This is a genomic window from Paenibacillus sp. MMO-58, assembly GCF_037146255.1.
In the GTDB taxonomy this organism is placed as follows: Bacteria; Bacillota; Bacilli; order Paenibacillales; family Paenibacillaceae; genus Pristimantibacillus.
Genome location: NZ_JBBCVY010000001.1, coordinates 1072216 through 1094857, shown reverse-complemented (window position 1 = coordinate 1094857; position 22642 = coordinate 1072216). Strand labels below are relative to the sequence as shown.

The 22642-nt window shown below is 52.0% G+C and carries 12 protein-coding genes; 2 read left to right on the top strand and 10 right to left on the bottom strand.

Annotated elements, in window-relative coordinates:
- Position 1 precedes the first annotated feature (1 nt).
- Genes WFJ73_RS05025 through WFJ73_RS05015 form a run of 3 tightly spaced genes read right to left on the bottom strand, consistent with a single transcriptional unit; the run spans position 2 to position 2347 of the window.
- Entirely contained in the window at positions 2-490 is a 489-nt protein-coding gene (locus WFJ73_RS05025; protein WP_336771977.1) for an SRPBCC family protein, read from the bottom strand.
- Positions 463-1650, bottom strand: a complete 1188-nt coding sequence (locus tag WFJ73_RS05020) for an NAD(P)/FAD-dependent oxidoreductase (RefSeq protein ID WP_336771976.1) — start codon at positions 1648-1650, stop codon at positions 463-465. The genes WFJ73_RS05025 and WFJ73_RS05020 overlap by 28 nt, the downstream gene beginning before the upstream one ends.
- Positions 1643-2347, bottom strand: coding sequence for a methyltransferase domain-containing protein (locus WFJ73_RS05015; RefSeq protein WP_336771975.1), 705 nt, complete (start codon positions 2345-2347; stop codon positions 1643-1645). Before WFJ73_RS05015 ends, WFJ73_RS05020 begins: the two co-directional genes overlap by 8 nt.
- Before the next feature lie 191 nt (positions 2348-2538).
- On the opposite strand from WFJ73_RS05015, the gene WFJ73_RS05010 reads away from it, so the two are divergent.
- On the top strand, positions 2539-4470 hold the full coding sequence (locus tag WFJ73_RS05010) for a glycosyl hydrolase family 18 protein (protein WP_336771974.1): 1932 nt from the start codon (positions 2539-2541) through the stop codon (positions 4468-4470).
- Positions 4471-4520: 50 nt separating this feature from the next.
- Here WFJ73_RS05010 and WFJ73_RS05005 read toward each other — a convergent pair whose 3' ends face one another.
- Together WFJ73_RS05005 and WFJ73_RS05000 are read right to left on the bottom strand one after the other, a co-directional pair.
- The gene (locus WFJ73_RS05005) at positions 4521-5663 is read right to left on the bottom strand and encodes a DUF2264 domain-containing protein (protein WP_336771973.1); all 1143 of its coding nucleotides are present in this window, start codon (positions 5661-5663) and stop codon (positions 4521-4523) included.
- Positions 5664-5710: 47 nt separating this feature from the next.
- Positions 5711-6841: a glycoside hydrolase family 88 protein gene (locus tag WFJ73_RS05000; protein ID WP_336771972.1), complete on the bottom strand. Its 1131-nt coding sequence runs from the start codon at positions 6839-6841 to the stop codon at positions 5711-5713.
- 111 nt (positions 6842-6952) lie between these two features.
- Here WFJ73_RS05000 and WFJ73_RS04995 point away from each other — a divergent pair, with 111 nt between their 5' ends.
- Positions 6953-7828, top strand: a complete 876-nt coding sequence (locus tag WFJ73_RS04995; RefSeq protein WP_336771971.1) for an AraC family transcriptional regulator — start codon at positions 6953-6955, stop codon at positions 7826-7828.
- Between the two features lie 69 nt (positions 7829-7897).
- Here the strand turns inward: WFJ73_RS04995 and WFJ73_RS04990 are convergent, their stop codons facing one another.
- From WFJ73_RS04990 to WFJ73_RS04970, 5 genes are all read right to left on the bottom strand, one after another.
- Complete coding sequence (locus WFJ73_RS04990) at positions 7898-9451, bottom strand: AbfB domain-containing protein (protein WP_336771970.1); 1554 nt, start codon at positions 9449-9451, stop codon at positions 7898-7900.
- Between the two features lie 519 nt (positions 9452-9970).
- Positions 9971-12625 (bottom strand): PA14 domain-containing protein, encoded by a 2655-nt coding sequence (locus tag WFJ73_RS04985; RefSeq protein ID WP_336771969.1) that lies wholly within the window; start codon positions 12623-12625, stop codon positions 9971-9973.
- A gap of 248 nt (positions 12626-12873) precedes the next feature.
- Positions 12874-17373 (bottom strand): S-layer homology domain-containing protein, encoded by a 4500-nt coding sequence (locus tag WFJ73_RS04980; RefSeq protein ID WP_336771968.1) that lies wholly within the window; start codon positions 17371-17373, stop codon positions 12874-12876.
- Positions 17374-17397: 24 nt separating this feature from the next.
- Positions 17398-20094, bottom strand: coding sequence for a carbohydrate binding domain-containing protein (locus tag WFJ73_RS04975; protein WP_336771967.1), 2697 nt, complete (start codon positions 20092-20094; stop codon positions 17398-17400).
- A gap of 346 nt (positions 20095-20440) precedes the next feature.
- Positions 20441-22561: a glycoside hydrolase family 52 protein gene (locus WFJ73_RS04970; protein ID WP_336771966.1), complete on the bottom strand. Its 2121-nt coding sequence runs from the start codon at positions 22559-22561 to the stop codon at positions 20441-20443.
- Between the last annotated feature and the right edge of the window lie 81 nt (positions 22562-22642).

Genomic DNA, 22642 nt, shown 5'->3' with positions numbered 1-22642 from the left:
ATTAGCCCACCTCTTCCTGGATGTCCTGCTGGTTCCTGTGCTCTTCGATCTGCTGTTTCAAGCCCTGCAAAGTCCGGTCCGCAATCGCGTAAACGAATATTTCGCCGATCATATCGGCTGCCAGTCTTCGGCCAAGCGGCGGCTGCAGCCAACGATGGATGATCGTCACCTTTACCTGATCCTTCTCATCCAGTGCTTCTATCAGCCATTCAACTTCCATTCCGGTTGTAACGCCGCGAACATGCTTGTAATACACCGAGCATAACTGCTCGTCCACATTCATTTCGCTAACCCACCAGACCGGCCATTTAAACGGTTTAAACGGTCTTACCGCTCTCATCATGACTAGTCCGCCCCGCTCGCTGCCGCCCTGCTCGAATTGTACTCCACGGTAATGCGGAAGCAGCGCCGGCCAGTTCTCCACTTGCCGGGCATACCGGAAAGCCGTTTTTTTATCGCAATTTATGGTGATTTCATTACGGGTATACATGTATTCGTCTCCTTCGGGCAATCTCCGATCATCTCGGCAAGCTTATTGGTCAGCAGCGAGGAAGTGCCAATCATTCTAAGGGCTGAACGCCATAGGAAAGGCTGTCTGCATAAGCGTTCTATGATGTGCTGCAATCTGGTACCGGTTGCGAATTCGGCTTGCCGGGCCATTCTATATTGCCGTAGCGGCTCGTGACTGCGCGTCTGAAGCATGCTGACGATGGCGGGAGCGGCGAGCTCCGCGCTTCTTAATGCCCGATAGATCCCTTGTCCGGTTAACGGATCGTAATAACCTGCCGCATCGCCGAGCAGAAGCATTCCCGCAATGTCTTGCGGAATAACCGGCCTATCGAAAGGACCGCATGTCAGCACGCCGTCTTCGATTTCCGCATCCCGCAGCCGCTCCGTCAGCTCCGGCACAGCCCTCGCCTCACGAAGGACTAGGCCGGAACGGTCTTTGTCCGCCAATGAAGCTGCCTTGGAGCTGCCAAGCACAACGGTCATATTCGCCAGCCCGGCGCCAATCGGGGCGAGGCCTATGACTTTTCCTTCGCCGGCCGTAAACAGCTCGACCCTGCCATTTAATCCTCGCACCCCATTCAAACGCGCCGTAAAAGCAGCTTTGCGAAGCGATCCGTACCGGTTCACCTTGGCGTTTCTCGCCACAACCGACCGCAGGCCGTCACTTCCAATAATAAGAGAGGCGCGTATGGACATCGGCTTGCCTTCCGGGGAGCGGGCGATTACGCCAGCCACCCGCTCTCCTTCCCAGATCAGACGCTCCACCTTCGTACGCTGTTCAAATACCGCACCAGAGCGGCTGGCTTGCTCAGCAAGCCATAGATCGACCTGTTCCCTGCGACATCCCGCTCCATACTGCCCTTCCGGATATATGGCTTCAAGCGAAGCTCGTCCGCTGCTTACTTTCCAGCCTTGAATCGGACTGGACGGGAAATCAAAGGCCTCCTGAACATGCGAATACCCCGTTATTCTCCCAAGGGCGGCAACCGCGCCCGGATTCAATGACTCGCCGCAAGGCTTGCGCCGCGGAAAGGCTTCCGCATCCAGCATCAACACGCGAACTCCGCTGGCAGCCAGCAATCTTGCGGATGCGCTCCCGGACGGGCCGGCACCTACAACAATGACGTCATACCTAGTCATGGCCAACCACGGCTAGCCGGAACGGAAAATGTTTATGTACCGCCGCGTTTACGCCAGCAAGCTCAACGAGCCGCCGCGTCTCCTGCGGAGTGAAGGAACGCATGACCGACAGCGGTCCGTCATGTCTCGTTACCGGGCTTTTCCATACGAATTTGGCCAGCAGCTTGGCTGCCAGATAAGCGAGTCGATGCCGTTCCAGATCCGTCACTACCCAGCCTGCGCGGGTTACGCGGGCCATTTCGGCGAACAGCTTAATAGCGGATTGCTCATCCAGATGGTGCAGCGCAAGATTACAAAAGGCTAGATCAAAGCTGCGGTCTGCAAAAGGCAGGGCCGTTCCGTCCGCATGCAAAACTTCAATGGATGGATACGCATCCGTCCGTCGGGCAGCGAGCTGCACAATTTGCGGATGGTTGTCCACTGCGACAAGCGAGACGTTCCTGCCTCTTTTTTTGCACCAGTCAACAAATGCAACCGGAAGGTCCGCAAGACCCGTGGCCACATCCAATACCCGTACCGGTTCGCTTGGCGCCAGCTTGCGCATCAGCTTCTCCAGATGAACAAACAAAGCCGGATTTCCGCCAAGATACCGGTTAACGCCCCATACTTCGCGAAGGCTTTTTTCTAGCTCCACCGGTTCTACGCTATCCCCATCCAGCCATTCCTTCAGGTCCAGCCGTTCGAACAGCTGTGCCATTCCATCACCTCATCCAGATTTTCCCTTCATGTCCTTATTGTTATTCTTTTCCACCCCTTTTATCCATCCCTTCCGAGGTTTGCAAAACTTCTGCCATAATTTACACCTGAACGCCGGCTGAAAATTATCGCAACCTATCCCTCTTAGTTGCGTCTAATTAATAGACTTTGAGAGGAGAGTGGTAGATAAGCATGCTCAAAAAACTATCGGCGGCAGTTCTGCTTCTGTTCGTTGCCCAAACCATTGGGACATCCGCGATCAGCATGGCAGCTAGCCCGGTTTCCGGCACAATGACCAAGTATCGCGTCTATCAGAACGATCGTGCATTGCGTGAATTTGCTACCGATAAACAGGCGATTGCTTACGCGTCAGGTTTCGAGTACAGTCATGTGGAAGCGATTACGGGCCGTGAGTGGGTGTGGGACAACCTGCCCAGGTACAAAATCTATCAAGGCGGCACTTCCAGTACCAAATGGGAATACCGCACGTACAACGAGGCAATGGCCGCAGCCAAGAAGATGAAAGACGTACATATCCGGGATCTGGAAAGCCCGGGCTGGATTTATCAATCCTATCCGAAATATCAGCTCTATCAAGGCGACAAAACAAATGCGAATTGGGGTTATACAACCCTCGACGCAGCCAAGCAGGAAGCTAAACGCTGGACTAACGCTCATATTATGGAACTCAGCTCAAACAGCTGGATCTGGGACAATATGACGGATGCTACGGAGAAAAAAATACGGAGCGGCAGCCCGGTCTACTCCATTAAGGTAGATCAGGTACCGGTGGATGGGACAAAAACGTATGCTTTTCTGTACGATGCGATAAAAGCAGCTGCAGCTATTCCAAACAGCACCGTTGTAAATGAGGTGTCCGGACTAGTCGTGCATTCCAATGTGCCGACTTACGATGTTCAGCAAAGCGGTAAAACGATCAAATCCTTTGTCGCTCTGCAGCCTGCTTTGCAATATGCCAAATACTTCGGAAACTCCGAAGTCAAACATAACGGAACAACCTGGTGGACTAGCGTGCCTTATCTCTCGGTCTATCAGGGCGACAACAAATTAAAAACGTTCTTTACCCGCGCATCGGCTGTCGCTTACGCGAAAGGTTATTCCAACAGCTATGTCATCAATGCAGACGGCCGCAAATTGTGGAGCAATACGAAAAACCTTGTCTTTCTGGCATGGAATGGTCCATCCAACAGCCAGACGATTCTGAATCAAACGTCTAAGACGCAAGGTCTGTCCATCGACTCCCCTTCCTGGTTCGAGCTGAAGGATAGCAGCGGCGCATTAACGGATCTATCGGATCCGTCGGTTGTAACGACGCTGAAGGCGCAGGGCATTCAGGTGATGCCGCTTGTGTCGAACGACTTCGATAAGCAGATGACTACGGCTTTCCTTGCGAACTCGAATGCTCAGCAGCAATTCATCTCGAATCTGGTAACAAAGCTGGATACCTTGGGCGTATACGGAGTAAACATCGACTTCGAAGAAGTTGCCGGCACGGACCGGGCTGGATACACCGCATTCGTTACTGCTTTGACGAAAGCCGCGCATGCCAAGGGGCTGAAGGTTTCCATCGACCTGCCGCGCGGCGATGTCAGCTGGGATCATCTGACCGCCTACGATCATGCCGCACTTGCCCAAGTGGTGGACACGATCATCATTATGGCGTATGACGAGCATTGGAGCGGAAGCTCATCCGCGGGTTCCGTAGCCAGCCTTCCTTGGGTGGAAAAAGGCGTTCAGCAGTTCCTAGCGTACGGTGTTCCCCGCAGCAAGCTGATGCTGGGCATTCCGTTCTATGTGCGGGAATGGAAGCTTGACGGCTCCGGCAATCTCGTCAGTAACCGCGCGGTTCTGATGAGCGACATTCCGAAGCTGGTCGCGGACACGAATGCCGTTGGCGTCACCGATCCTGCCACGCCCGGTCAGACCAAATACAAATACGTGAAGGACGGCTTCACCTATGTATTTTGGGCGGAAACTGCGAGCAGCGTGCAGGCACGGATCAACCTCGCGATAAAATACGACCTCGCCGGCGTTGCCGCCTGGCGCCTCGGCTATGAGACACCTGATCTCTGGACGATGATGCTTCGTTTGAAGCAAGGGTAAACAAAACCCCCGGTCCTCGCTGCCTAGCGAGAACCGGGGGTTATTTATTTTTACTTTTGGGCCTTGTCTATCGGAAACGGCTGGCCTGACCAAGCCTTCTTGGCAGTCCAGTCCGCTTCACCCTTCCAGAAAGGGTGCTCAGGTTGCAGGCCAAGGGGCAGGAACACGGCGGCGCACAGATACAAGCTGCCTGTCGAGATGTATCCCTCGCCAATATTCTCTTGGTCGCCGCAGAATCCAATTCGAAGCCAGCCCTCCTCGTCGAATGTTCCGGGCTGCTCGATCATACGGCGGATAACCGCCGTCAGTGCGCACCTTACTTGATTAGGAGCGATGTCTTCCGGAAGCCAGCCTTGAAGCACGGCCTGCGACAGCAGCTGAAATGCGCCAAACCGGTAAGCAAGCGAACGCCCGATCGGCGGGAAAGTGCCTTCCGGAGAAATCAAGCGCTCTTGCTGCGCCGCATGGCGGGCGGCCCGATGGATAACAACAGTCGTTAATTGCTCCCATTCCGGCAACTCCGGGCCTATTGTCCGGAGAATATCGACCAGCATCGGTTGAATGACAAATCCGTTGTAATAATCCCAATGAAATTCCGGTCCGTCCCCGTATACCCCATCGCCCAGATACCATTCCTGATGCTTCTTCAGGGCATAATCGATCCGCATCGGGTCCCAATCCTCGCCAAGCAGGTATAAGGCCGTCTCAGTCATGGCTGCGAATAACAACCAGTTGTTATAACCCGGTTTTCTTGAGCGGGTCGCCTTCAAGCAGCCGACTACGTTTTTCTTAATCCGGTCATCAAGCTTGCCCAGCAGTTCTTGCGGTGCCCGGACTAGGGCATGGGACAAAAAGGCGGTATCTACAATCGGCTGATAGCCGCCGGCGAAGTTCATATAGTCCGGCGAAGCTGGATCCGTTGCCGCATCAATAGCTTCTCTTGCCAATTGCGCCATCCCGCTTCGCTGCTTCTCCTCTTCACCGGATAAGCCAGTCAGCTCAAGCCAGGGAGCCATTCCGGCAAGCAAGCGCCCCATGGCTTCCAGGTATGTGTATTCGCTGCGGTTATCCGTTACCGCTTGAACCGGCATCCGTTCCTTCAGCTTTCGTTCTGCTAAAGTCTCCAGTACCGGCCTTCCGATTCGAAGCATCCACTTAATCCACTGCTCGCGATCCTGCTTAACTTCAGCCATCGTTATTGCCCCCTGCTGTCTTGTCTTCATTGCCGTTATAATTACGTCTAACGTTCGTACCAGTAACCCGGGATGCCTTTTTCAAGGCGCATCAGCGCTTCGAGGTAGAAGTAATCGCCCCAAATCGTATAATCGTCCGGCGATGTATTTGTGCGTACGGAATATGAACCGCGGTTTAAGAAGCCTTCCGCTCCTATCACTCCATTCGTCGAGTAATGGCTGACGAGTCCTTCCATGGAGCGGTTCACCGCTTGCATCAGCTTTTTGTACACGGGATCATTGTCCGGCAGGAAGCCGCAAATCTCCAGCATTCCGGATGCCGCAATGGCAGAAGCGGAGCTGTCTCTTTTGGTCTCCGGCACTTGCGGCGCGTCAAAGTCCCAATACACTGCGCCATCCTCCGGAATTCGGTCTGCAAAATAGTTGGCAAGCCGCTTGGCCGTTTCCAGATACTCCGGCTTGCGCAGATAACGATAAGCTAACGCAAAGCCGTAAATCCCCCACGCTTGCCTGCGCGTCCAGGTCGAGCCGTCTTTAAAGCCTTGATGGGTTCCTCCCCGGTTGGAATCGCCGGTCTCGGGATTAAACCAGAAAGTATGGTAAGAAGAATCATCTCCGCGTACAAGGAAGCGGCGGCTCATATCCGTATGCTGCTCAGCGGCCTCTCTGAACGACTTGTCTCCGGTCTGCAGATAAGCCCAGTGCAGCAGCGGCAGGTTCATCATACAGTCAATTATAATACGGCCGCCGTTAACCGGATCATCCTTTGGTCCCCAAGCCTGCAAAATATTCATATTTTCGCGCCAGCGCTTCATCAGTACTTTCGCAGCATCTATCGTGATTTGCTTAGCAGCTTCGTCCTTTTCCAAGATCCATTGCGCCTTTGCGGATAAGGAATACAAGAAGCCGATGTCATGATGATCCAGACTCAGGTTGTTCTCGAGCCGCTTCCCAAGACTATGAACCGTCTGTACGGCAGCTTCCCGGTAAGCCTGGTCTCCGGAATACTCGTAACTCAGCCACAAAATTCCGGGCCAGAAGCCTTCCGTCCATCCTTCATTTTCAATAAGTACGTATTGACCGCTGCTGTTTTCGCTAACATGCGGGAACTTGCTTCCAAACCGCTCGATATTGGCTCTGGATATCTGCAGCGTATCTTCAATGGCTTTTTTCCACATTTCGATGCCCTCCCGATAAGGTTTATAGCCTCATTATAAAACTCTTAGGCTTAAGGCAAGTTGTGCTATAATGTAGCTAAATTGCGATTTTCGCCTTGCCGGAGGTGCGTTATGCCAACAAATGTTCAGCCTATGAATCTTGGTGCTAACGCTTTTTCCTTTACTCATAGATATGAAACCCGCAACGAGAATTGGCTCATGCTGCATGCGCATCAAGGGATTGAGCTGCTGTACATCCACGAAGGATCCGGCACGGTAACGCTTGAAAGCCAGCACTATAAGCTCGAGGATAACATGTTATTTTGTTTTCAGCCCTACCAGCTTCATAAAGTAGATGTGCCATTAAAGGACGGCGCTACCTATATAAGAACCAACCTGACCTTTGATGCCCGTATATTGGACCCCTATCTGCAGCCGTATCCCAAAATGCAAGCCTTTCTGCGAAGATTAATGTACGGTATGCTCAGGCGCCAGGTATTTACGTTTTGCAATGACAAGACTTTAGCGAATTTGCTGTCGGACTATGATAAAATGCGAACGCTTACCGGAGGCGAGCCAAGCGTAGAGGATCGGGTACTTTTTCTTCTATCCCTGTTTAAGCATCTTCAACTGCATGTATTTGAATCAGAAGATACGCACGCTTCCATGGATAAAAACTCCGGCCATGTCGAGAAAATACTAGACTGGATTGAAACGCACTACCGTCAGACGATTTCCCTGGAATCCCTGTCCCGGGAGCTTCATTTATCCTCTTACCATATATCTCATTTGTTCAAGCAGCAGACCGGAATGACCATCTCCGATTACGTGGCCGGACGCCGGATTCGCGAAGCTTGTGCGCTGCTTGAGAATACGGATTATTCCATTAACGAAATCGGACGAATGATTGGCGGCTTTAGCGCGCCGTATTTCTCCCAGCTGTTTAAAAAACATAAAGGGGTAACACCCCATTTGTATCGCAGTGCTATCAAGCATACGTATCAGTAGCCTCGTCGGCTGCTTTATGCAAAAAAGCTGCATGGGAACGGCAATTGCAGTTCCATGCAGCTTTTCTTATTAATGGATGATAAACGTGGCATCCTGTTTATCGGTCGTGGAGCTGGACGAACTTAGCGGATCTATCCGCATAGCGGTGTAATTGGATTGTCTGAGATAATAGGTCGGGAAGTTGTAAGACCGGAACGATACCTGCGAAGAGTTCGCAAGACCCGCCGTTTGATAGAACGTAGCATCCTGCTGGAAAGTTGTTGTTCCGTCGTTGCGGCTTAATTGCATGACATAATTGTAATGTCTCAGGTAATAGCCAGGGAAGTTGACGGACTCGAAGGAAACACCGCCCGAATCCGCAAGTCCCGGTACCATTCTGAATTTGGAATCGTTAACCGGAGACGGATTCGCATCGATTCGGGCCAGGAAATTGTAGTGGCGGATATAATATCCGGCATAACGGCTCGATTCGATTTGGTGAAGCTGTGCCGCATCTCCCAGGTCCTTGCTGCCGTAAGTCACCGAGTTGTGTCCGCTGCCAAGCGGTCCGCCCGACAGAACCAATACGCTGTGATTGTCGGCAAGAGGCAGAATAGCTCGGCTGTAGCCTTGCGGAACGACCGTGCTTACGCGCGTCCAAGTATCGGATGCCCCATTCTCCGAGTTCAGAAATAGCTCCGTGCTGGAATTGGTGGTTACGGCGATTGTTCCGTTAGGCCCTGTACCCGGCACCCATACGACATATGGGGAGCTGGTAGGAACAACTCCGTCTCTCGTTTTCAGCAGAGTACCCGGATCGGTAGCCGCGCCAAAGTTCTCGGGGTTGGAAGAGATTTTGTAATAGACGGCAAAATTGCCGTTTGGCGATCCGCCATACTCATAGGTCATTATATAATTGCCGTTCCCAAGCTTCGCAACTGTAGTCATGCCAGGACGTTTCGTCGAATCGGCTAGAGCAATATCTTCAACAGGCGAGCTCCAGGTCGTGCCGTTCGTCGAAGTAACGTGAACCAACTTTTGGTTATGGGCGGCATCACGCTCATCCGAGTAGTACATAATGAGTTTATTATTGGCTACCAGAAGGAACGGCTCCCATACCGGATCGTATGAGCCGTTAGGATCCGCGCGGCCACCGGTAGCAATCGAGCTCACGAAAGTCCAGGTCAAGCCTTTATCCGTACTTTTGTAGAGATCAAGCTTCGTTTGCGACAAATCGGATGGAATCGAATTGCCGGCGCAAAGAAGCGTGCCCGCAGGCAAATTGCCGAGGGCTTGAGGAAGCTCGTACAAGAAAGGCTGGTACCGAAGTCCCCATCCGTTCACGGTATCGGACACTTCCGAAATCTTAGTCCAGGATACGCCGCCGTCCGTACTGCGATAAATCGGGAAAGTTGGCGTACCGTTGACATAATGCTCAAAGGTCGCCAGCATGGTGCCGTTTGAGGTTCCGTTGTACTGCAACCGGATGGCTCTTGGGTACAGAGTACCCGGACCTGGATCCGTGGAAGGCGAAGTATACATCGTTGAAGGGCCAAAAGCATTCGCTTCCCCAATGATCATCAAACAGGCTATTAGAGCCAAGCCTATTGTTTTTACCCGCATCCTTTTTAACTTTTTTCCCATTATCTTGCCTCTTTTCGATAGAAGATCGGAATCCGGGAACGGGCAGGTTCAAGCAGCAGAAATCCGGACTTCCGTCAGGTATTCGATTCTGCGTTAAGATTTGGAGCGTTCAGGGATTGAGTAAAATGAGACGGCCGTTTAACCATGTTGGATGAGGCGATTAGACAGGATGGCAGGCGCTGCATGAAGTTGCGTGGCTGAGGGTAAGCACCTTTTTAGGAAGCTGCAGACTTCGCTAATTAATGAAAGCGCTTTATATTTTGGATTATAATATAGGTAAAACATTATTTATATAACTAATTGATTATAAAAATAATATTTTCCATCGAACATTTTTATCATTTTATATACCGAATAATGACTTCATGCATTATAAAGCGAATGAAGCCGAAGGCGATTTGGAACACAAAGTCCAATGGATTGCGGATATGCTCTTGTTCTCTCTTCTGGATTCGGAGTAGAAATGACAAGAAGACCAAGGCAGCTTCAGACTGACTTGGTCTTCTTCTTGCTTCCTGCTTACTGCGTATACAGCTGCGACGCCGGAATAATCTGCTTGCCTTGCGTTGCGCTCGACCAGCTCAGCTTCGCTGAGGCGCCGCCGGTTTTCTCGTAGTAATCCACGCGAATGCTATATTTCTGTCCGGACTGAAGAGAGATGGTACCGCTCCACTCCGTCGCCGCCTGATCAATCCACTTGTCGATAATAAGCTGATCGTTCACCCAGACGCGGACACCGTCGTCCGAAGCGGCGTAGAATGTATAGGTCTCGCTATATCTCGGCTGGACGTAGCCTGTCCAGCGGGCCAGGAAGTTATCGGTGTTCATTCCGGGCACGGGGGCTCCTAAGCCCCAGTCGAAATCAATATTTTCTGTCCGATTCGCTACCCATTGCTCGAAGTTAAGTCCGTTCCAGTAGGTACCGCTTAATCCCGTTCCGCTGCCTACACCGGAATCACCCGTCGGCGGATTGCTTCCGCTAGGCGCTCCGTATACAAAGCTGTTTCCTTTAAAGCCTACATACACTTTACCGAAAACATCCTTATCTCCGTCAATGGCAGAGACATTATCGTAGATGCCTTTCGGATAGGTTGCTATCTTGCTCCAGTTTGCTCCTTCGTCCGTGGAACGCCATACGCCGTAGTCTCCTTCCACCTTGCCTGCAAGATAGATCGCGGGATATCCGCCGCTTGATTCCGCTTTGCCAAATCCGATAGACGTTGCATCTTTTACCGCACTGATCTCCGACCATGTCGTACCGCCGTCAATGGAATGGTATAACGAATACGATGCTCCGTCGAGTTGACCGAAGGTAAGGAAAAGATGACCCGCTTTGCCAGGTACCGATTTCAGGGTCAGGTTAAACCAGCCGACTGCCCAGCCCTTCGGAAGAGTTGTATTGACCAGGCTCCACGATTGACCGCCGTTTGTCGTACGGTACAAGCCGTTATCGTTGTGATACAGATAGAAAGTATGATCGTTAACGGTATCAGCCGCAAGCGCATGACGGTTCAAATAGTAGGCAAAATGCGATCCGCCCACATATTGCCCGTTGTCATACGAACTCTCCGTTCCCGGCAAAATGATCGAATTCCATGACTGGCCGCGGTTTGTCGTGTAATACGGCGTCCGGTTGCTGGTCGGCAAGTAGACGATATTGTTCGTATCCGAGGCTGCTACGGCAATATCTCCGAAATGCATGTCCGAAGGAACCGATGCGAACGGCGTCCAAGTCTGGCCTCCATCGGTCGAGTAACCGCTAGGGTAGGCTTGTCCGTCGCTCTCGCAGCAGAAGCGGTGATCCGAGATGCTGGCAACCATGAAATTCGGATTGTTGTACGAATAGTCCAAATCCCATGCGGAGTTGAATCTGGAGCTTGGCTGATGCTGGGATGGATATTGGTCATTGCTCGCATGATAGAATAATGGACGGTCCCAGAACGCCGTCACCGGCTTACCGCCTTGAGGCACCACAATATCGTTGGATACCATCTCCTCAATGCCAGCACTTAGCGATGTCCAAGTTAATTGACTATCGTTGATATCCGTAGAGGTCCATACGCCAATGCCTTGCGCAAACCAAAGCTTATCGGGCACTACGGGGTCAAAAGCGACGTTGCCGACCGACATCCAGCCTTCGTCCGTCCAGGACAGCCATGGAACGTCGCCGGAACCGGCTGTCCGGTTCTTATCGAGTTGCGTCCATTGGCCCCCGCCGTCCGTCGTACGATAAGGTGTACCGCCGCCGTTGAAAGCTAAAATTTTACTTGGGTTGGATGGCGATACCGCAATGCTCCAAATATCCGTATTGTTATTGATTTGCGTCCAGTTTCCCCCGGTATACTTCCATACACCGCCTCCAGACACGTACAATACGCCGGACACGATCTCCATATCGGTGTAGTTCCCATTGTCCGCTGGCCATGAGCCCGTAATTTTATACCAGCTGTTGCCGCCGTTATCCGTCCGGTAAATGCCTTTGCCGTATACGGACGCATATACCGTTTTGGTACGGGTAATCCCGCCGTCGCTCACTGTGCCGCTGCCAGGGTCGATGGCCACGTCCTGCACGCCATGCACGCTTTCCCCTGTGCTTGGAATCCCCGAATCGCCCGACCAGTTGCTGCCTCCGTTGCGTGTTACATATAGGCCGTTTCCAATGGTGCCGTAGTAAACAACATTCTCGTTTGCCGGGTCAACCGCAAGCCTCTCGCCTGTCGTACGGGCGTCACCATTCGCATTATTATCTAGTCCCGATACATTTGTCTTGCTCCAGGTATCTCCTTTGTTGCTGCTTCTGTAGACGCTGTCCCCAAACGCCATGTAAGCGGCATTCGCATTGCTTGGTGCCGAAACAATGCTAACGACTCCTTTATGTCCCCCAGGCGATTCATCCGGCATGCTACCCGCGGTTACTAATTGGATCCAGCCTGTCTTCGCATCATTTAAACGATAGGCCCCGCCTACATCCGTACGTGCGTAAATCACATTCCCGTTAGGGTGAATATCGATTCCGGTTACGAAACCGCCTCCGCCCGTTTTTAATTGCTGCCAATCATAGGATGCGGAAATATCGCTTGTTGCCGCCTCGGCGGTTGCAGGCTTGAATGATAAAATAGATATTTGCGCAAGCAGCGCTACCACCGCGATAATGGCGGTGCCTTTCTTGAACATAACTTGTTCCTCCTTGTATTTGAAAGATTATTGCTCCTATGCAAAAACGAATCTATGTCATCCGCTTATCGATCTTCCCGGGATTAGGCCGACAAGACGGTTATTTTAAGACTCGGTTAGACCTGCATCTTTCAAGCGTTTTCAAATCAATTCATGATCACCTCTAGTTGTTTGCCGCCGTGTAGAAACGGAACGAATAAGCTTATCGCATGCCTATTCGTTCCACCTTCTCCTTCAGAAAAAACAGATTAGTTAGCTGCTTGCAAAATACGATAAATAAGCACGGCCGCTTCAGCGCGCGTTGCGCTTCCTCCTGGCATAAAGCTTCCGTTTCCGTAGCCTTTTAATAATCCCGCTTCGCTTAATTGATGAACGGCTTCCTTGGCATAAGAGGAGATGGAAGCCTCATCGGCATACCCGGCTGCCGGAATGCCGGTACTTGGCTTCAATCCAAAAGCATTAGCCGCATTCCAGATCATAGCCGCCATCTCTTCCCGGGTAATCGTAAGGTTCACGCCAAAACTGCCGTCCATATAACCTTTCACAATTCCTAGCTTCTCGGCAGAAGCCACTTCATGCTCATACCAAGCCCCTTGCTTCACGTCTTTAAAGGACGACACAGCACTCGGCTGCTGCAAATCGAAAGTACGGATCAGCATCGTGATAAATTCAGCTCTGGTGACCTTGTTCTGAGGGGCGAAATGCCCCTTTTGCGGGCCATTGACAATCTGTCGTGCGGCCAATCCGTCGATCGCCTCTTGCGCCCATTTCACCGAGCCTACATCCGTAAAGGATGGCGATGTTGACGTGATGGCATATTGGCTGAAATGCGGCGGATAAAAGACCAGCATGCCGGACAGGCCGTCATAACGCGAGTTTTTCACCGGCTCCAGTTTGCCGCCTTCGCCTACATAAGAAGCAATAACCGTACCCGGTTTTTGACCGGACTGCAGGCTGTAAGGAATTTCTACTTTCACGGGATGATAGCCGTTAAACGCATGAACGGCTGTTCCGTCTACCAACAGGTTGAAGTCATAGACAAGCTTGCCTGCGCTGTCCGAAGCGGCAAGCTTGCTGACTTGCAGCTTAATCGTCTGAGCATCGGCATGAAGTCCGGCAATTGCGTCTGTCGACAACGTCAACGTAAAGAATGGCGTTACAATTAGAATCCGGTTAATCCCCTGCTTCTTGGCTTCCAATACGGATGCAGCCGGAATATCGAGATCTAGCGAATCGAACTTGCCCGTTGAGGCAGCTATCTCTATGGAGATAGCATCCTTCTTGTCTTTCAAAGCGCCTTGGATAGCATCACTTATGGTTTGCGCCTTAAGATGCAAGGCGGCATACGTTCCGTTTATGCTCGGAACTGCTTGAATTGTCCCGCCGTTCACGGTTGGATCGGACGCGCTTGAAGAGGTCGTTGTTCCTGTCCCGGATGGCGCTTCCGCATCCGCTGCTAACGTTCGTAATTGAACAGGTCCAAGCGGTTCGGAAGCTGTACCTTCCCCATCCACTGCAACAATGCGATACGTATATTCCGTGTTCGGATCAAGACCCTTAACCGTGAACTGACGCACGTCATTACCGCCAACGGTTGCGATTGGAGCCGCTACGCCGTCTTGATAAACCTCATACTGCGATACGCCGAAGCCGTCAGCCGCGTTCGCCCAATACAATTTCACGCTTTTTGCTTCGCGTTCCGTATAATAGAGCTTCGCGGTCTTGGGCCAAGAAGGCGCCGTTGTATCCGGGATCGTCGAAATCGCGGGCTTGCCCGCCGATTGACCGTTATCCCAGACGTATACCTTTACGATATGGCCGTCTATGGCTTCCGGCAGTTTTAATTCGGCTCCAAGAACAGCCTTGCCGTCTGCTTTCAAGCTTGCCGTTGTCTTGACCAGCTTGACGGGATTCGCTTGACCGTCCTCGAGCGCAGCAACCAGATTCACTTGCTGCACAATTCTGGTATTGTTCTGAACGGACGTCTCTACCTTAATGGTCTGACCGCCCGCAAGAGCGGTTAGAGGCTGTCCGGAACCGTTCTTGTAACGGATATCGGTCACCTCGGTCAGATCACGGATACTGAAATCCTGCGGTGACGAGTATTGCACTCTGCCCTGACTATCCGTTGCTTTAGCAACCATGTAATAGTCTCCCGGCGTAACGTTATCTATTTGCAACGAATATGGAGCCGTTGTATCTTCGCCCAGCTTCTTAGCGCCTTCAAAAAATTCAACCTTAGAGATTGAGCTTTCGGTTGCTGCGGCTGCATCTGCCTGAATGGCAACGCTAGCCCCTGCCTTGTAGACTCGTCCGGCTTGAACCGCATTTGGCAGCTCATCATCGGACTTAATGCCGGAAATGCTTACTTCCGGTAGTCCGGCAGGCTGGCCGTACACGAATCCGCGGCCTTCAAGCGACAAATATACGCGGTCCTTATAGCGCATGTCCGCTTCGATGCTGTTCGTCACGCCAAAGGAATGGCGTTCATCCGTAATTTTCTGCCAGCTCTTCGCATTGTCTTTGGACACATACACGCCGGAAGCGCTATCGCCGTTCGCGATGCCGTACAGGTAAATATAAGGCTGGTCCGGACTGTCGCCTTTGCCGAAAGCAACGTCTACTGCTGCTTGAACGTTAGGTATTTCCATAAAGTCTGACATCGAAGCATCCGTGGAGCGGTACAGCTTCGAATATTTGCCTGCGTGGTCATCGCCGAAATCTCCTTGCTTGGAGGCCAAGAATACATCCCCTTCCTTGGCTGGGTTAACTTTGACCTTCACGAATGGAAGGGCAGCAAAGTTTACCTTATGCTCCGGATTGGATGCGGTGTAATCCTCGTCGCCTTGCGCCTCGTACCCGGTATACGTCTTCTTCCACGTCTTGCCGCTGTCCTCGCTCATATAGAATTGCGCAATCTTTGAATCCTTTTCCGTGAACATATAGAATTTGCTGCCATTTACTTTGTCGGATGCCAGATTCTGCGTGGAGCTCCACCAGTAGCTGTTACGCTCATACAGATGGCCAAATACCTGGCTTTCAATCCCGCTCGCATCCTTCCACGTCCTCCCGCCATCCTCGCTATACTTCATATAGCCGTTATAAGGAGACCAGATCAGACGACTCGGCGTCGTGGAAGACATGGCAATCATTCCGCCCGTAGTCTCCATGGTTGACGGAATGGCGGATTCCTCCCAATGACGTCCGCCGTCATGCGTTGTCCCGTAGAAATTGAACGGCGCACCGTTCCATAGCGCGAACTGATGATAGCCCATATAGGCCATTTCGTTCGGATTCTGATAGCTGTAATCAAGCCCCGACATTTGGGTCAAATTAATGCCCCACATCGGCGGTCCGTCGTATTTCTGGCCCATTAACCTCGTATCAGGCACCGTATTGCGATCCCGCACCGAGAAGCCCGCGGAGTCGGCCGACCCGACATGCACGTCGAAGCCACCCGCAAGCGGCGGGACTTTGGCGATATAGCCTACCAACTCCTCGTTGCCGTGCATATTGGCATCGGCAATTGGCGTATCGGTGTTGATTCCCCGGATTTTCAAGATGCCAAAGCCTGTTGAGGTCCATGCCGTCGCAGGGTCGATCGGATCAACTACAAGCGGCGCGCGCTCATGGTTCGACCACCATTCCGGATAATACTCCGGCTCGATTCCCTTGTGCTCCTGCTTGAGGCTCCAGGTCAAGCCCTCATCCGAGCTTACATACATCCAGGCATTGCCTGCATCGGAATCACCGGCCTGCGCGTAGATCAGCGAAGCATTGGACGGATCCATATCGATCCCTACAACCGTCTTCTGCACGATTTCGCCGTGATCATGGGAATCAAACACCTTTGCAAGCGCCGAATCCGTGCGCTCCGCTCGCAGAATCGTTTGTCCGCTTGTTACAAACAAGGTACCGTTCTCATTCACCGCCGCGCGGAAGAAATGATTGGACTCGCTGCCCGTTGGCCCGCCGAGCTTCGCGAAGCTTGCGCCGCCGTCAGTCGTTTTGTAGACGCCGTCCTCATAGACGCCGACATAAAATATTTTCGTATCCCCTGATGCCGTCGTACCCGAATTCTTATCGAAGGCAACAAACGAAAATCCCCCGCAGCCCGCTTTGTCCTGGCAGGTTGGCGTATTCGGCAGACCGCCGGTCAGCTTGGACCAAGCAGCATTGCCCTTCTTCGTCCATAATCCGTCTCCGCGCGAGGCGAAGTACAGACTCCCGGAACGGTTCGGATCAACCGCCAGCCTCTCTCCCGTCTCGGAGCGAAGCGCATCGTTTCCTCCCATGTAAATATCGTTCGCTCCCATGCCCGTAGCTGACCATGTCTCGCCGCGATTATGGGAGGCATAGATTTCTCCGCCTTCGCTATGCGAACCGTTAACGGCCATATAAACATCATCGGCGGCACCCGGATCAATCGCTATGCTCTCCACGGCGTAGCCATGGCGATTATCAAGGCTGAGCCAGTCCGATAAAGGCTCCCAGCGGTCTTCTTCGCGCACGTAACGGTATACGCCGCCAACGTCCGTCTTTGCATACATCAGATAAGGAGCCGTCTTCTGCGCGACAAGACCGGTAACCCAGCCCATTCCCTGAAGATTAACGCTGTCCCATTCCCAAGGCTGCTCCGTCTGTTCGGCCGGCGAAGCTTGAACGCTTGGCGTTGCTATAGCACTAAAACCCTGGATGAGCAAGACAATCGCAAACACGGTGCAGAGCCATTTCCTGTTCCTTCTCATGGTAGATCCCTCCATCCTTTCCCCTTAAGACACGTCAGCCGCAATAACCGGCGAATAAGCAGATAATTGCTCGGGATTTATTGCGTAAGCACAAATGCGGTATCCGGCGGCATTGCCCGGAACGATGAATCCGGCATGAATAACGGAGGATTCGGATGCAGAAGCTTCCGACTGAACCGTTGACCGGTCCACAACCTCGCCTGAAGCGTCGCGCAGTTCAATGACATAGGTCGTTTCAATGCTCGTAAACGATTCGTTGACGAATTGAACAGACGCGTCTTTAAAGTTGACTCCCGAGTATGGAAGCTCCGCCACTCCATCGGTTACCTTAATCCAATCAACCGCAACGGATTCCGACGATTCCGGCAGCGGGACAACGGCATCGGAGGTGAGAAGCTGGACATGATCGAGATAACCGATCCAGCCCGCTAACGAATCTCCGTTAATGGTCCAAGTTATCGACGTCATCTGCGGAGCAGCTGCGTCAGCCCCCGGCGTAAAGGTCACTTCGTATTGACCGGGAACTTCGGTAGTCTCGATCGCAGCCGACTTGATCAAATCCTCGCCTTCGTTCCCGGAGATCTTCACGTTTACATCGGCCGGCTTATTCCCTCTCATGGAAAACCGCAGCGTATAGCTCTGTCCAAGAGCCACATCCGCGCCATCCAGCTTCACGACAGCCGGTCCTTTGTCCGCTACGATGTCGATTCTTCCGCGCCCGTGATCATTAGACAATTTAGCGCCGCTTCCCGATACGGACCAATGTTCTAAACCGCTGTTGAAATCGCCATTCCGGACATGATTGTTCACGAACGGAAGCGGCTGTAATTTTACGTCATCGATTAAGGTCGTTGTTGCCGTGGACCAGAAAATATGTCCGATAGACAAACGGTCGATTTTGTCCACGTCTCCGAGGAACGGAATGTTCTGCTGCTTCCGTTCGCCGTTCAAGTAAATATCATAGGTATGCGTAGGAACGTGAACGATCAGTTTATAATCGCGCCATTCGTTCGTATTGAAATCGCCATCCACGATCCGGTGCCCCGGAGCTTCCGTACTGTCAAAGTTTTCGCCGACCATGTTAAAGCGCAGGCCCCAAGCCTCAACAAGCGACAAGGCATCCTGGCCGGATGCGCTGTCCCACAGACGGACGATCGATACGGCTCCTTGATCCGTATTTTTCATGCGGTATTCAAAAGTGAAGTTTCCCGTCTGCGGATCAAACGATTTCGTAAGACCGTTAGGGGAGTTCTGCAAGTCATGCTTCACCTTCAGCTGCTTGCCTCCATCCTGCGAAACGACCTCGTAGGTGCCTTCATCGGGATTGCTGCCGTTCTTGCTCCAGCCTGCGGGAAGTCCCCCGATCTCCGTTGTCTCAAAGCTCTCGTCAATCGCTGCTGGCTGTACGAGCCGGAAATGTACGATAAAGCGGTTCGTTCCTTCGCTATTGGATACAGTAATATCCGCTTGTCCAGGCAATCCTTGCGCTTGTTCGATCGTTACCTCATTGCCTTCCTGCGCCGTTGCCGTGATTGTCGGTACGGTAGTGGTTCCGACTGGAAGATCGTAATAGTAAGTGTGAGTACCGGGATCAAAATCAGGAATAGCCGTATCATCCACTTGAAGCCCGGTTAAGGATTGCGGACTACCGGGTGTATGAGGTTGTTCTCCCGAATCGCCATTCGAAACCTCGCTCAAGGTGAAATCATCCAGATAGACCTGGTCGGCGCCTTCGCTCCACACGGAAACGAACTGCGTACCCGATTCTCGGGCCATGTCATCCGGTGTCTCAAACGTTATCTCCTTGTAGGTGAACTCCGTGTCCTCCGGACCAAACTGAAAGGAACCGTAAGTCTGGGAAGAATCATCCCCCGGCTTCTTGTAATTGATCGTGACCGTTGCGGTTTGCGTGCCTGTACCCGTTCCCGCTGTTTTTCCCCATACGCCAAGCTTGTAGAACTTTCCTGGCTGTAGGGCAACCACTTGACGGCCTCCATTGTTCAACAGCACTTTAAGGCTGGCGCTGCCCGTATGCGAGATATCGCTTGCAGCCGTGAAGCCTTCCCCCCATGCCTGCCAATTATTTATGCCGTCCTCGAGGCCAGGATTAAGCAGCATGGTATTAACCGGTGGCAATGGAGTAGTACCGCCGCCATTCCCATCTCCCGGATCTTCTCCTCCAGGCGCCCCAACGGTGGTTGGACGGATGGAAATTTGCTTTAAGGAAAACGCCGTCATATCGCCGCCGAACGGAATTTGCAGCGTAGCGCCCTCTAAATCCTCAGCAGGCGTAAAGGTTACGGAGTAGTGCTTCTCCTGTCCAAGCGTCAGTGTCTGCTGCGATAGAACAACCGTATTGCCATCGCTTCCTGCTGCTCTGAGCCATACTTCAATTCCCCGTTCTTCCGGAGCTTTAGCGTCAAAGGAAAACGTATATTCTACGTCCTTGGAAAGAGCGCCTGTGGTTTGTCCTAACGATTGCGCCCACATATCGTCATTTATCAATGGCGTAAAGGTAGCCCATCCGTCTGCCGTCTCGAACGACGTTTTCCCCGTATCCAGCCACCAATCCGAAAGTCCCTGCGAGAATTCACCGTTATGCACGATTTCCCCGTTTCCTTGCGCCATTGCTTTGTTGGAAACGCTTCCTAAACATTGAACGAATAGTGCCGCTGTTACGATAAGCATGATGAATAGTTTTCTCTTCTTGCGTCTTGCCACGCGTTACTCCCCCTTCCTGGTCATCAACATTCAACTTTCATTGTAAGCGGTTGCAAAATGATGCGATTATTCCTTTCCCACTCCTTTTATTGGATATTTTCCTTTCGTGTAAAAGTGTATATGATACGGCTGAAAAAAGGAGTGAGAGAAGAGAATGATCAAGGTAGGAAGGAATGCCGGGGAAAGCCGGAACTTGGCCTGAACGCATGGTTAGGATGCATTCGAATCAGCGTTCTTTCTCACTACATGAATCCCATCCTCTTACCTCGCCGCAGGCTGCAAACAGAAAAGACACCCCGCTTGATAAAAGGAAGGTGTCTTCTCTCGTCCAACTATTTTTTTCTTGTTAACCGCGTCGTTCTTCCAGCCATAGAATAGAGGTTACTCCGCGCGGATAATAACGGCTTCCTTTTACGAACCCTTCATGAGTCTGATCGCTCCATGCCCAATAAGCATTTTGCGGGTCCTTGAGCCAGGATACATGAGCGTGATCCGCTGCCATTTGCTGCTCTGGTTGAATAACTCCCAGCACCTGTCTTGCAACAAACTGATTCAAATAGATTTTGCTGGACCAGGAGTTGATGCTTGTCGACGATAACTGCCATCCGCCATCCGCGAAAAGGCATACGCCGGGTACAAGGATGTTTTCCAAATGCTTCTTCAAGGCGCTTAAATAACCCGCATACGGGCTTTCTTTGGTATAAACATCAAACAAACCTGCTGCGTACGGGTATACAAGCCCTTCAATGGCAGGAATGATGCGGGATACGCTCTCCCCGTCCAATATAGCGGGAATCGTACCATCCGCCTCCACTCCGGACATCACGGTAGACGCACAACGGGCCGCCTGCTCTGCCGCTTCGATAGCAAGCTCTGTCTCCCTTTCGCGCACAAACAAATCCGCAAGCATCACATACACTGCCCAGCACTTGCTTGCGATATAGATATTACGACGGGATTGTCCAAGCGAGACATCCAAGCTGTCATAGGTCGTAATTTCCGCGCCGCCGTTTGTCCTGCTGCTCTCCAAATCCATCATCCCGTCTCTTAGGCCGGCGTTATGATGATCCCGGTTCAGCATGCTGGAGAAGCAACTCTTGATGATCCCCATTTTATCCGCCAGCCATGAGCGGTCTTGTGTCTTCTCCGCATAGACAAGCGCGCATAACAGCCAGTTCGTAAGCTGCTCCTGCGTCATATACGAGAAGCAATCCTCAATCTCCGAAATCTCGTAGGCCGAATATTGCGGTCTGGAGAAGACGTTGGCAACACCCATATCATGCGTAAAGCTGATACCGCCTTCGTATTTCTCGGGGTTGCCGTATTCTTGTACCTCGTCTTTGTAACTATAGCGTTCGGCGAATAAATCCAGTACGTTACGAACGGTCCAAGGATTCATTTTCATCTCGAAAAATAATTGATCCACGGTCAAATCAAGAGTATTGATCATGCGATACTCGCCTTCATTGACGATCCATACCGGCTTTCCCTCGACATCCAGCAATTCCGTGCTGCCGTAATAACTGTGAACGGAATGGCGAATCAAGAACTTCTGGTCCTCCGAGAGGCCAACCTCTTCCATCTCCTCTTCCAATTGGCCTGAAACGGCATCTACCGCATCAAAACGCTCAAGCGCGTAACGGGCAACCGATTCAATGGATTGAAACAACCTCGTGTAATAATAAGAGCCCGGTAGTCCCGAGGTAACAATCCCTGCCTGGTAGAAGCAAATCGCATAACGAACCGTTACTTTCTCTCCTGCAGGAACCTCGGTCAATAATGCTCCGCATGATCCCAGACCAAATGTATGATGGGCTTTCGACCGCGGTCTCAGGATGCTCTCCATATCGAATCCAAGGGAAGAATACGTTCCAGCATGCTCGGTCACGACCGCTGTCCGGAGACCTTGGCCTATTCCGCAATACCCGGATGGCATCGTGTCGTCAAGCCTTCTCATATTGGAGTAAGGATCATTGCCTTGATAGCCGAAAAACAAGGTTCTGGCTTCAACCCCACTCGTGTTGTCCAATGTGAGTTCTGCCCATACCGCGGGCACCAATGCTGCCTTAACCTCCTCCTCAGTTGCCAGATGGGGATCCGGGACAGCCTGAATTTGCGTCAGAATGCGGAACGACAGATCGCCTGCGCGCCACTCATCGGTTGCAGCTTTATAATCTCGCGTAACGGCATCCAGAGGGAAAGACCTAAGGGCAGGCGACTCCGCTTCGGACTCTCCTTCCGCTTGCACATAGCGTTGTCTTTCATTATCGCTTCCCGCATAAAAAGGCAGCAGCTCATAGCTTCCGTCCGGGCCGGAGCAGCCAATATAAATATTCTGGTCGGCCGGCTTGCCAAGCTCCAGGCCAAGCCCGCCGTTTGCGCCCGGATATCCTAACGTAAAGCTGGCAAAGGCCCCGATCGGCGAATGCTGCGCATTAAAGAAGATCGATTCATGGTTAGATTTCATCGTTACTCCACCTTCGTACAATAGTAATACCTATTATAAGTAGGTACGGATTTCGGAAGAGAGGGACAACTGATTGCGCAA

What these genes read in the sequence shown, in the direction of transcription:
- WFJ73_RS04995 (WP_336771971.1), top strand. Translation starts at nt 6,953, where the DNA reads ATGCCAACAAATGTTCAGCCTATGAATCTTGGTGCTAACGCTTTTTCC.
- WFJ73_RS05025 (WP_336771977.1), bottom strand. Translation starts at nt 490, where the DNA reads ATGTATACCCGTAATGAAATCACCATAAATTGCGATAAAAAAACGGCT.
- WFJ73_RS04985 (WP_336771969.1), bottom strand. Translation starts at nt 12,625, where the DNA reads ATGTTCAAGAAAGGCACCGCCATTATCGCGGTGGTAGCGCTGCTTGCG.
- WFJ73_RS05010 (WP_336771974.1), top strand. Translation starts at nt 2,539, where the DNA reads ATGCTCAAAAAACTATCGGCGGCAGTTCTGCTTCTGTTCGTTGCCCAA.
- WFJ73_RS05015 (WP_336771975.1), bottom strand. Translation starts at nt 2,347, where the DNA reads ATGGCACAGCTGTTCGAACGGCTGGACCTGAAGGAATGGCTGGATGGG.
- WFJ73_RS04970 (WP_336771966.1), bottom strand. Translation starts at nt 22,561, where the DNA reads ATGAAATCTAACCATGAATCGATCTTCTTTAATGCGCAGCATTCGCCG.
- WFJ73_RS05000 (WP_336771972.1), bottom strand. Translation starts at nt 6,841, where the DNA reads ATGTGGAAAAAAGCCATTGAAGATACGCTGCAGATATCCAGAGCCAAT.
- WFJ73_RS04980 (WP_336771968.1), bottom strand. Translation starts at nt 17,373, where the DNA reads ATGAGAAGGAACAGGAAATGGCTCTGCACCGTGTTTGCGATTGTCTTG.
- WFJ73_RS04990 (WP_336771970.1), bottom strand. Translation starts at nt 9,451, where the DNA reads ATGGGAAAAAAGTTAAAAAGGATGCGGGTAAAAACAATAGGCTTGGCT.
- WFJ73_RS05005 (WP_336771973.1), bottom strand. Translation starts at nt 5,663, where the DNA reads ATGGCTGAAGTTAAGCAGGATCGCGAGCAGTGGATTAAGTGGATGCTT.
- WFJ73_RS05020 (WP_336771976.1), bottom strand. Translation starts at nt 1,650, where the DNA reads ATGACTAGGTATGACGTCATTGTTGTAGGTGCCGGCCCGTCCGGGAGC.